Consider the following 10,976-nt stretch of genomic DNA (forward strand, 5'->3'; position numbering starts at 1 on the left):
TTTTTGCTCCTTAATTTACTTTAACATTTACATTTCTTAGTAATGTATTTACTACTGGCGAGTATTTTATGGCTTTATCAATAATCGCCCTATTTACGCTCTCATCTTTGTCCGTTTCAAATACGACATTTATGCGAATATCAGTCATACCAAGCGGTTTTTCGCTCAAATCGCCAGTGCCCCAAACAGCAGTGATATTTATATCGCCCTCAACGAAAATTTCAAGCTTTTTTACGATTACGTTTTGATCAACTGCGTTTGCGTGAATGCCAACAGAAATACAGCTACCAAGTGCCGCTAAAACCGCTTCACTCGGATTTGGTGCTGTGTCATCGCCTAGCAAAACTGGCGGCTCATCAACGATATAAGGCGGTAAATTTCTAATGTAGTTTTCGTGCCTAAATTTACCAGCTGCGATTGTGTGGCATTTTAGGGTTTTAATCACATCAGGGTTTTGCACGCCTGCTTTTTTTAGGGCTTCAAGCCCAGCCTTGTCAATTGGGTCAAGTCTAGAACAAGATGTTACGACTGGTTTTGACATTTTCTCTCCTTTGTAAAGATATGGTAAATAAAAAGTGTAATAATATCAACTTTTTTATAAAATAAAAATAAAATTTATTTACGATAAATTAGCTTTAATTTACAAACAGAGAAATTTTGTGTGAAATTTTGGGTTGAAATTTAAAATTATCGCTGAATTTTTAGGAATTTACCAGCAAAATCGTATCTAAATGTAAGCAGATTTTGCAGCATACCAAAAAGCACCATAAATGTAACAAAACTACTGCCACCATAGCTAAAAAATGGCAGCGGCACGCCAACAACTGGGGCAAAACCGATAGTCATTGAGATATTTACACCAACATAGATAAAAATCATTGTCGCAATCCCAGTAGTCATCACCTGTGCAAAATAGTCGTTTTTTAAGATGTAATTTAGGCTTAAAAGATGAATTATTAACGCCCCATAAAAGCAAAGAAGCCCCACAGCGCCGTAAAATCCAAACCTTTCACTTGTGTAAGCAAAGATAAAATCGCTCGTTGCAATCGGTAAAAATTTAAAATGCGTCTGTGTCGCCTCATCTCGTGATTTGCCCTTTAATCCGCCGTTGCCAATGGCAATTATGCTCTGTCTTACGTGATAGCTTGGCTTTTCGCTTAAAAAGTCGTGAATTCGCTTTTTTTGATAATCGTGCAAATTTTCATACAAAATCGGCGCACAAATCCCAATGGCTAGGGCTATGCTAATCCAAATTTTCTTATTTACGCCGATGACAAAAAGCACGGCATAGCCGACTAATAAAAGTATCAAAGCAGTGCCTAAATCAGGCTCTTTGGCAATTAGAAAAAATGGTAAAAGAATGTAAAAACTAAGGTGCAAAAACTGCTTTAAGCTATATCCGTCCTCGCCGGGCGGATTTTTTTTAATTAAATATGCAAGCATTAAAAGAAAGGCTGGCTTCATAATCTCGCTTGGTTGGAGCGTAAAATGCACAAATGGTATATCAAGCCAACGCTTTGCACCAAGCTTACTAATGCCAAAAAACTCAACGCTTAAAAGCAAAACGATATTTATCCAGTAAAGTGCTGGTATAAACCATAAAATTCGCCTTATCGGCAGTAAAAAAAATAGACAAAAACAGGCAAATCCGATGCCAAAATAGACGCTTTGCTTTGAGGCTAAAATTTCATTTGCCTCCGAGATTAAAATGTATGAAAATGCGATAATTGGCACGATTAAAAATATCTGAAAAAAGTCAAAATGTGTTAAAATACGCCTATCAAGCCTAATCAAAAATCAAACCTTAAAAAAATTTTGGCTTGATGATAACAAAAAAAGGTATAAATTTGGTTGAATTTAGAGCGGATAAAAGACAAAGATTAGATATTTTAGTCGCAAATGAGCTTAAAATTTCACGAAATCAGGCACTAAATCTGATAAAAGACAATCTTGTAAGCGTAAATAACAAAGAAATTTCAAAGGCTTCATTTAAAATTTCAGATAATGATTTAATAAGTGTTAAGTTTGGCGAAAAAAAAGAGGTTAAAAATGAATATGAAGTAAATTTTAACGTGCCTATAATTTACGAAGATGATGATATTTTAGTGCTAAATAAACCCCCACATATCGTAACACACGGCGCTTTAAGCCTAAAAGAGGCGACACTTGTTGAGTGGCTAAATCAAAATAATTTTATGCTCTCAAATTTAAACGGCGACACAAGGGCTGGTATCGTTCATCGCCTTGATAGAGGCACGAGCGGAGCGATAGTCGTGGCTAAAAATAACACCGCTCACAACGCACTCTCAGCCCAGCTAAGCGATAAAAGTATGGGGCGAATTTACCTTGCATTAACCGATTTGCCGATAAAAGAGCCTTGCGTGATTAACAGACCAATTGGCAGAAATCCGCAAAATCGCCTAAAAAACGCCGTAATCCCAAACGGACGAAGTGCAAAATCGGCATTTATAAATTTAATCTCACAAAACGGAATAAACCTAATCGCCGCAAAGCTTTTTACTGGCAGGACGCACCAGATTAGAGTTCATCTTTTAAGCATAAATCGCCATATTTTAGGCGATGATTTATACGGATTTAAGAGCGAAAAAGGTAAAATTGCACGCGTTATGCTTCACGCTTATATGCTTTATTTTACGCATCCAGTAACGAAAAAACGAGTGGTTTTTACCGCTCCTATTTACGATGATTTTAAAAATTTAGCACTAAGCAAGTTTAGTAAGGAGATATTTGATGAAAAAATTGATACGAAATTTCTTGATACCGCTTTTAGTGGCGTTTCTAGCTGGTTGTGCCTCAACTAGCGTCCCAACCCAGCAAAGTGCCTCCTTGCCGGTGGTTACGAGCCTTAAAACCATTAGCGATATGACGCAAATTGGCTTTGAGTGGCTTAGCGTAAATGATGAAAAAGTCATCGGCTATGAGCTTTACAGACTTGATACAAAGAGCCAGAAATTTAAATCCATAGCCGTTATAAACGATAGATTTGCCACTCATTACGTTGATACGGATTTAAAACCTGAAACGACCTACACATACCAGCTTCGCACATTTTCAGAGAGTGCTATATCAAATCCGGGCGAGAGCGTAAGTGCGACTACAAAACCGCTTTTAAATTCAGTCCCATTTGCACAAGCTATCGCTGGACTGCCAAATAGAGTAAAACTAATCTGGCGACCGCACCCTGACGCTAGCGTCGTTAGCTACGTGATAAAACGTGCTAATGCAAATGATGAGAAATTTAGCCACGTTGCCACGATTGATGGCAGGTTAAATGCTGAATTTATAGACACAAATGTAAAACCGGGCAAAAATTACAAATATATAATCTACGTAAAAACCGGCTCTGGCGTGCTTTCAAACCCAAGCGAAGTGATACAAGCCACGACTAAAAAGCTACCAAATCCAGTAACAAAAATAAACGCCACACAAAACGAACCAAAAAAGATAGTCCTAACGTGGCAAGCTCCACAAATTGATGACTTTTCGCATTATAATGTTTATAGGGCAATTAGCAAATTTCTGCCTTACACTTACGTTGCAAAGACCAGTGACACAAGCTTTGAGGATTTAATCAACTCAAACGGCGCAACAAGATACTACAAAATCACAGCTGTTGATATTGACGGACTTGAAAGCTTAAAACAAAACGAGCCAGTGCTTGGTGCTACCCTAGCCCAGCCAGATGCACCACAAATTAGTGCAAATTTTGACGGCAGTGGCATAAATGTAAGCTGGGAGCGTGTAAATAGAGCCTCTTATTACAGCGTTTTTAGAAGTGGCGGCGGCGACGATAAGAGCTTTTCAAATATCACAGAAACTAGCTTTTATGACAGCGATATAACGCAAAATTCTACCTATAAATACAGAGTCGTTGCCGTTGATGAGTTTGGACTAAGCTCTGATAAGTCAAACAGCGTTGAAATAGCGGTAAAATAATGCCAAATTTCATAGCTAAAAACCTAAAAAATAGAGCCTATCCGTTTGGCAAAGATGATGTTGAGTTTTTATGGGAGGCAAGCGATAAAAGCCACAGCCTAATCTACACAAAAAGTGGCGATGAGAGCTTTTTTATCGTTAAGAAACAAGACCAAAAGAGCCAAAATTTCATCATCAAAGGCGAAAAGCTAACAAAACCAGCCAAAATCGGACTTTTACAAAAGGCACTTTTAATTTACAAAGATGAAAACACAAGCCAAATCATAAGCGAAGCTATGGCTTACAAACCAGCAAAACTGCCAAAAAATGGCGAATTTATCCTAAATATCAATACTTTTATAGATGATTTTAACGAGCTAAAAAGCAGATTTAGCAAAATTTTTATTGAGATTGGCTTTGGCTCTGGCAGACACCTTTTATTTCAGGCTAAAAATCACGAAAACGCCCTAGTTATCGGTATTGAAGTCTATAAGCCAAGCATTGAGCAGGTCGCAAAACTAGCAATCGCTCAAAATTTAAAAAACGTAAGAGTGATAAACACGGATGCAAGGCTGATTTTATCGCTAATTGACTCAAATTTAGTGGATAAAATTTTCTTACACTTCCCAGTGCCGTGGGATAAGCAAGAGCACAGGCGAGTGGTTTCGGCTGAGTTTGTAAATGAGTGCCAAAGGGTGCTAAAAATGGGTGGGAATTTTGAGCTAAGGACTGATAGCAGGGAGTATTTTGATTTTAGCTTGGCTCTGTTTTTAAACCTAAAAAACGCCAAAATCGCACTTAATAAAAACGAAAATTTAGAAATTTCAAGCAAATACGAAGACCGCTGGCGAAAGCAAGAAAAAGATATTTACGACCTTATTTTTACCTGCGAAAATGAGAGTTTAAAAAGAGAAAATTTAGCCGAGTTTGAGTTTAAAAACAGCTACGATTTAGCCCAAATAAAACAAAATTTCAAGGACAGCACATACAAAGATGATGAAATTTTTGTCCATTTTGAAAAGCTTTATGTCGGACAAGACAGGCTTATTATCAAGGTCGCCTTTGGTGCGTTTAATAAGCCAGAACACTGCTATTTAAAGCTAGAAAACGGCACTTGCGAGTATTTTATAAAAAAACCACTTCTAACAAAGCAAAATTTAAAAGCCCACAGGATTTTAGAGGACACCTTAGCAAAATGCAAAGTATAATCAAAGCAAGAAACCTAATCCTAGCCTACGAAAACGAAGATGTCATCATAAAAAATGGGAATTTAGATGTCAAAACAAATGAATTTGTATTCATCACTGGCAAAAGTGGTAGCGGTAAATCCACGCTTTTAAAGTCGTTTTACGGCGAGATCCCAGTGCGTGCTGGCGAGCTAAATGTTTGCCTAACCTCGCTAAATAAAATTTCACAAAACGAGCTTGACAAGCTACGCCAACGAATTGGCATAATTTTTCAAAATTACAGATTAATTAACGAGTGGAGCGTCGAGAAAAACGTAATGCTACCACTAATCATCAAAGGAATTTCACGCTCAAACTGCGAAAAACAAGCCGCAAAACTGCTAAAACACGTAAATATGTCGCACAAGGCTGATAAATTCCCACTTGAATTAAGCGGTGGCGAACAGCAAAGGGTCGCTATGGCAAGGGCATTAGCACACAATCCAAACCTGCTTTTATGCGATGAGCCAACGGGCAACTTAGATGAGTATTCAAGCGATATCATCTGGTCGCTTTTGATGTCAGCAAGGGAGTATCTAGGCACGACAATCGTGGTCGTAACGCACCATATACCGATGAATTTACGCATATCTTATAGACATTTTGCCATTGAAAATGGAGCGATAAATGAGATCAATTAGCTTTATTTTAGCCCTAATCTCGCTGCTTTTTGCCGTGCAGTTTAGTGTGCTTTGTGCAAATGTCGTAAAAGAGTATGAAAAGCTGATGAATAGCGACTACAACATAATAATCGTTTCAACAAAAGAGCTAACCGAGCCAGAGCTTCGTCCGCTCGTGCCGACACTCTCATCGCTTTTGCCACTTAGTGCTAAAAAGATAGTTGATCGGCTAAATAACGACATTTCAAGCAAAAATTTATCAATCCTACAAAACGCCCTGCCAAAATTTTACACCCTAAAACTAAACGCCCTGCCAAGCACTGAGTATATGAAGCAAATACGCCAAAAACTGCTTAACATTGACGGCGTTAGCAAGGTTGAGACTTTTTTAAGAACTCACGATAAAGTTTATAAGACCCTAAATTTACTTAAATTTATCTCTTACATTTTTATCGGCATTGTCGGATTTACCGGGCTTTTGTTGATGTCAAGGCAGATTAGAATTTGGAGCTTTGAGCATAGAGATAGGATTGAGATTATGAGCCTTTTTGGGGCTAGTTTTTGGCAAAAAAGTGCCGTGCTTTACAGATATGCCATTTTTAGCAGTATCGTTGCTACGCTTGTTGTAACAGCTATATTTTACTTTTTGCCAGATTTTATCTCATCAAAAGAGTTAATTAGCCAAATTAGCATTGCCGTGCCTAAAATTTCACTCATTGATGAAGCACCTACACTGCTTGGTATTTCGCTATTTATTAGCATTTTTATGGTTAGCGTTGTAACAAAAAGGGTAAGTTAGCTGTGAGAATTTTACTCATCATCGCCCTTGTGTTTTTATCCGCCTTTTCTCAAACGCAAAATACAAAAAAACGCATAGAAACAAATAAAAATTCCCTTCGTTCAACTGAAATTTTATCCCAGCAGTTAAACAAAAAGCTTGATGATTTAGCAAACGACATCATAAACGGCGAAAAAGAGCTAAAAAATATCGCCATATCAATCCTAAAAACAAAGGAGCAAATCCTAAATTTAGAAGGCAACGCAACGGCTGCAAACAAAGAGCTTGATAACCTAAACGAGCAAAACAAGGACTTAATCCGCACACAAAAACAGACCGAAGATAATATTATTAGAATCATCGCCGAGGATTTTTCGCTTGATTTAATCCTTGAAGATGGCGGTGTTGATGAGAGCGACGAGGCGATAGTAGCGACATCTGTGCTTTCAAAGCTAAATAATGTGCTAAAAGATGACCTTAAAAAAATGGCAAAAAACTACGAGCAAACTTCAAATTTAATCAAAGAAAAATCAAACAAAATTGAGCAAATTGAGGGCAGAATAAAAGAGCATAAACGCAAACAAAACGAGCTAATTGCCCTTGAAAATAACCAAAAAAAGGCGATAGCCAACCTAAAACGAGATAAAGAAATTTACACCAAAAAACTAGCAAAACTACAAATCCAGCAAGATGAGCTTAGAAAGACACTTGAAGAGCTAGCAATCATCGCAAAAAAAGAGGACGAGGCACAAAAAAAGGCAGCCGAGCAAAAATCAAAAAAACAGCAACAAGCCTCAAAAGATGGCGATATAAAACAGCTTGGTTCAAGCTATCAAACAAGCTCTGTTAAACGCTACACTGGGGCTAAAACGATAGCTCCACTTGATGATTTTGTGGTTAAACAAAAATTTGGTAATTACGTTGATCCAATTTATAACATTAAAATTTTTAACGAATCTGTCGTTTTAAGGTCAAAAACCCTAGACGCAAAGGTTAAAAGCGTGCTAAATGGCAAGGTTGTCTTTGCAAAGCAAACCCAGCTACTTGATAAAGTGATAATCATTGAAAACGACAACGGCATACACACAATCTACGCTCATCTAAGCCAAATCGCCCCGACAATAAAGGTCGGTGTCAGAGTGCAAAAGGGCTACATTATCGGCAGGGTCAAAGATGACCTGACCTTTGAAGTAACGCAAAAAAACTATCACATTGACCCACTTGAAATGATCGCTCAAAAATAGCTTATTAGCTTATTTTAAACCCTTTTTGGGTAAAATCCTAAAATTTTTAAGGAGCAAATAATGGGTAAGAGAAAACGTGTCTTGGTAAAATTTTCAGGCGAAGCATTAGCCGGTAGCACCGGTTTTGGTATTGATAACTCTATTTTAAAATTCATAGCCGATGAGATAAAAGAGCTAGTTAGCCACGATATTGAGGTTGGCATAGTCATTGGCGGCGGCAACATTATCCGTGGCGTAAGCGCAGCGCGCGACGGCATCATAAAACGCACAAGTGGAGATCATATGGGGATGTTAGCGACCGTGATAAACTCAATTGCTATGCGCGAGGCATTAGAGCACACTGGCGTTGATGTGCGTGTGCAAAGTGCTATAAAAATGGAGGCGATTTGCGAAACATTCATCGTTGGCAGAGCACAAAGACACCTTGAAAAGGGTCGTGTCGTTATCTTTGCAGCTGGCACTGGCAATCCTTTCTTCACCACCGACACAGCAGCTACTTTACGTGCCATTGAGATTAATTCAGATATGATTATTAAGGCTACAAAGGTTGATGGCGTTTATGATAAAGACCCAGCAAAATTTAGCGACGCTGTGCTTTTAAAAACTCTAAGCTACAAAGACGCAATGCAAGATGATATAAAAGTAATGGATGATACCTCTATCGCCCTAGCACAGGATAATAAACTACCGATTTTGGTTTGCAATATGTTTAAAAAAGGCAACCTTTTAAGCATTATAAATGGCGATGATGACGCACTTTACTCAATCGTAAAATAAATTTCAAAGGATAAAAATGAGAACAGAACAAATCACAGCACAGGCACTAAAACAGCTAGGAGATGACAGATACAAGCTATCGCTTGTCGTTGCAAAAAGGGCTGAGGCTATCGCAAATGGTGCTGAAATTTTAGTAAATACAGACACTTCAAAACTAAAACCAGCAGATATAGCACTGCTTGAAGTAGCACAGGGCAAAATCGGTTTAGAGGCTATTATTGAAACAAAATAGTATCTTTTTAGAGCAGTTAATTAGCCAAATTATTGAGATTAAAAGCGTTACAAACGCCCAAAATTTGCTCTTTTCACTCTATGAGCCAACTTATAGGCTAGAAAAAGCAATAGATAAATGTATCACGCTTCACGCAGGGCAATACAGAAAGAGTGGCGAGCCTTACGCTATCCACCCGATTTTAGTCGCTTGCATTGTCGCTTATATGGGTGGCGATGAGAATATGCTAATTGCTGCCATACTTCACGATGTCGTTGAAGATACCGACGCCACGCAAGATGATGTCAGGGCTGAATTTGGCGAAGAGGTGGCAAAATTAGTTGAAGCACTCACAAAAATCGTAACAATCAGAGAAGATAAGCTAGTTAGTTCAAGCAGTAATGAAAAACTAGCAAGCTCAGCCCTTACATTTAGAAAAATGCTCTTAGTTTCTATTGAAGATATCAGGGCGTTAGTCATTAAGCTTTGCGACAGACTTCATAATATGCTAACTCTTGACGCACTTCGCCCAGAAAAGCAAAAGCGAATCGCCGAAGAGACGCTAATGGTCTATGCACCAATCGCACACAGGCTTGGAATTTCATCAATTAAAAATATCCTTGAAGATTTAAGCTTTAAGTATATCCTGCCAGATGAATATGCTAAAATTGACAGCTATTTAAACGACCACAAACAGCAACTAGCCCTAAAACTCAACGCCTTTTACGATAAGGTAACGCAAATTTTACTTCAAAACGGCTTTTCAGAAAACAACTTTGAAATGCAAAAACGCATAAAGCACCACTACTCAATCTACCTAAAAATGCAACGAAAAGGTTTTAGCATTGAAGAGGTGCTTGATTTACTAGCCATTCGCATTATCGTAAATGACCCGCTTGATTGTTACCTTGCACTTGGCTGTTTGCACATAAATTTTAATCCGCTAATCTCACGTTTTAAAGACTATATCGCCCTGCCAAAACAAAATGGCTATCAAACGATACACACAACAATTTTTGATGATAAGAGCATTTTTGAGATTCAAATTAGAAGCTACGATATGCATAAGACCGCAGAATACGGCGTTGCGGCACATTGGAAGTATAAAGGTGGCAGTCTTTTAAATCCAAAACTTGACTGGCTAAATGATATTAGTATGCAAAATGAAGCTGAAAATAACCCAGAAGAGCTTTATGAATACGCAAAAGACAGCCTTTACATTGAAGATATTGCCGTTTATTCGCCAAAAGGCGGAATTTTCACCCTGCCACGTGGTGCCACTGCACTTGATTACGCATATGAAATTCACACCGAAATTGGACTTTATGCAAAAGAAGCTTACGTAAATCGCATAAAAGTGCCACTTTTAACCGAGCTTAAAAACGGCGATATCGTTCGGATTGTAACTGATGATGAGCCAAAATATCGCTGTTCGTGGATAAATAGCGTAAAAACCGGCAAGGCAAAGGCGACAATAAGATCGCTTTGTAAGCAAAAAATGCGTGAGCTAAATCACAAAATCGCAATTGAAATTTTAAGCGGAATTTTTGATGTTTTACCAGAGAAAATTTCAAAATGGATTGAAGTTGAAGATTTAAGCAAGAAAATTTTTCGCATTGCAACCGATTCAATCTACCTGCAAGAGGTCGTAAATATCTTTAAAAAACATATGAAAAAAGAGCGTGCCTTCGTGCTTAGCATAGGCGATAAATACAGCGTTAAAAAGCAAAAATTTGAAAATATCGTAATCTACTCAAATCACAAAATAACAAACGTTGAGTTTGATTACTGCTGTAACCCAAAAAGAGGCGATAGCATTGTCGGATTTAGAAACGGACACAACGTGCTAGTTCATCACAAGCTTTGCGAAAGAGCAAATAAGATGATAGGCAAAAACGAAATGGCGTTTGTAAAATGGACAAAAATCGCCCCACACCGCTACAAAATCATCTTAAATTTAGAAAACCGCAAAGGTGCTTTGGCTGAATTTTTAACCTTTTTAGCAAGGCTTGGCGTAAATGTCGCAACGATAAATTTAAACGAAAGTGGCGATATTTCGCGAAATTACTTTGTTTTAAGCGTTGAAATTAGCGAAAATATCAGTGCTGATGATGTCAAAGAGCGATTAAAAGAGCGTTATAAAATCATTGATTTTACCTCACAAGATGACGCTTACAATTAAAT

General features: G+C 37.9%; 11 protein-coding genes. 9 read left to right on the forward strand and 2 right to left on the reverse strand.

Annotated elements, in window-relative coordinates; translation table 11 throughout:
• Window positions 1-10: 10 nt before the first annotated feature.
• Both NYG85_RS03400 and NYG85_RS03405 read right to left on the reverse strand, forming a co-directional pair.
• The gene (locus tag NYG85_RS03400; protein WP_284937073.1) at window positions 11-541 is read right to left on the reverse strand and encodes an OsmC family protein; all 531 of its coding nucleotides are present in this window, start codon (window positions 539-541) and stop codon (window positions 11-13) included.
• A 146-nt stretch (window positions 542-687) separates the two neighbouring features.
• Entirely contained in the window at window positions 688-1,794 is a 1,107-nt protein-coding gene (locus NYG85_RS03405) for an FtsW/RodA/SpoVE family cell cycle protein (protein ID WP_284937074.1), read from the reverse strand.
• A gap of 53 nt (window positions 1,795-1,847) precedes the next feature.
• On the opposite strand from NYG85_RS03405, the gene NYG85_RS03410 reads away from it, so the two are divergent.
• Genes NYG85_RS03410 through NYG85_RS03450 form a run of 9 tightly spaced genes read left to right on the forward strand, consistent with a single transcriptional unit; the run spans window position 1,848 to window position 10,974 of the window.
• On the forward strand, window positions 1,848-2,822 hold the full coding sequence (locus NYG85_RS03410; RefSeq protein WP_432264839.1) for an RluA family pseudouridine synthase: 975 nt from the start codon (window positions 1,848-1,850) through the stop codon (window positions 2,820-2,822).
• Window positions 2,752-3,957: a fibronectin type III domain-containing protein gene (locus tag NYG85_RS03415; protein ID WP_284937076.1), complete on the forward strand. Its 1,206-nt coding sequence runs from the start codon at window positions 2,752-2,754 to the stop codon at window positions 3,955-3,957. Before NYG85_RS03410 ends, NYG85_RS03415 begins: the two co-directional genes overlap by 71 nt.
• Window positions 3,957-5,144, forward strand: a complete 1,188-nt coding sequence (gene trmB / locus NYG85_RS03420; protein WP_284937077.1) for a tRNA (guanosine(46)-N7)-methyltransferase TrmB — start codon at window positions 3,957-3,959, stop codon at window positions 5,142-5,144. Before NYG85_RS03415 ends, trmB begins: the two co-directional genes overlap by 1 nt.
• The gene (locus NYG85_RS03425; RefSeq protein WP_284937078.1) at window positions 5,132-5,803 is read left to right on the forward strand and encodes a cell division ATP-binding protein FtsE; all 672 of its coding nucleotides are present in this window, start codon (window positions 5,132-5,134) and stop codon (window positions 5,801-5,803) included. Before trmB ends, NYG85_RS03425 begins: the two co-directional genes overlap by 13 nt.
• Window positions 5,790-6,581, forward strand: coding sequence for a cell division protein FtsX (locus tag NYG85_RS03430; protein ID WP_284937079.1), 792 nt, complete (start codon window positions 5,790-5,792; stop codon window positions 6,579-6,581). The genes NYG85_RS03425 and NYG85_RS03430 overlap by 14 nt, the downstream gene beginning before the upstream one ends.
• Before the next feature lie 2 nt (window positions 6,582-6,583).
• Window positions 6,584-7,804 (forward strand): murein hydrolase activator EnvC family protein, encoded by a 1,221-nt coding sequence (locus NYG85_RS03435; RefSeq protein WP_284937080.1) that lies wholly within the window; start codon window positions 6,584-6,586, stop codon window positions 7,802-7,804.
• 60 nt (window positions 7,805-7,864) lie between these two features.
• Window positions 7,865-8,581, forward strand: a complete 717-nt coding sequence (gene pyrH, locus NYG85_RS03440) for a UMP kinase (RefSeq protein ID WP_284937081.1) — start codon at window positions 7,865-7,867, stop codon at window positions 8,579-8,581.
• Between the two features lie 16 nt (window positions 8,582-8,597).
• Window positions 8,598-8,813: a DNA-directed RNA polymerase subunit omega gene (locus NYG85_RS03445; RefSeq protein ID WP_284937082.1), complete on the forward strand. Its 216-nt coding sequence runs from the start codon at window positions 8,598-8,600 to the stop codon at window positions 8,811-8,813.
• Complete coding sequence (locus NYG85_RS03450) at window positions 8,800-10,974, forward strand: RelA/SpoT family protein (protein ID WP_284937083.1); 2,175 nt, start codon at window positions 8,800-8,802, stop codon at window positions 10,972-10,974. The genes NYG85_RS03445 and NYG85_RS03450 overlap by 14 nt, the downstream gene beginning before the upstream one ends.
• Window positions 10,975-10,976: the final 2 nt, after the last annotated feature.

It is taken from the genome of Campylobacter gastrosuis, assembly GCF_030249845.1.
Lineage (GTDB): Bacteria > Campylobacterota > Campylobacteria > Campylobacterales > Campylobacteraceae > Campylobacter_A > Campylobacter_A gastrosuis.

Coding starts and splice junctions, on each gene's coding strand:
- NYG85_RS03400 (WP_284937073.1), bottom strand. CDS start 541: ATGTCAAAACCAGTCGTAACATCTTGTTCTAGACTTGACCCAATTGAC.
- NYG85_RS03415 (WP_284937076.1), top strand. CDS start 2,752: ATGAAAAAATTGATACGAAATTTCTTGATACCGCTTTTAGTGGCGTTT.
- trmB (WP_284937077.1), top strand. CDS start 3,957: ATGCCAAATTTCATAGCTAAAAACCTAAAAAATAGAGCCTATCCGTTT.
- NYG85_RS03425 (WP_284937078.1), top strand. CDS start 5,132: ATGCAAAGTATAATCAAAGCAAGAAACCTAATCCTAGCCTACGAAAAC.
- NYG85_RS03430 (WP_284937079.1), top strand. CDS start 5,790: ATGAGATCAATTAGCTTTATTTTAGCCCTAATCTCGCTGCTTTTTGCC.
- pyrH (WP_284937081.1), top strand. CDS start 7,865: ATGGGTAAGAGAAAACGTGTCTTGGTAAAATTTTCAGGCGAAGCATTA.
- NYG85_RS03445 (WP_284937082.1), top strand. CDS start 8,598: ATGAGAACAGAACAAATCACAGCACAGGCACTAAAACAGCTAGGAGAT.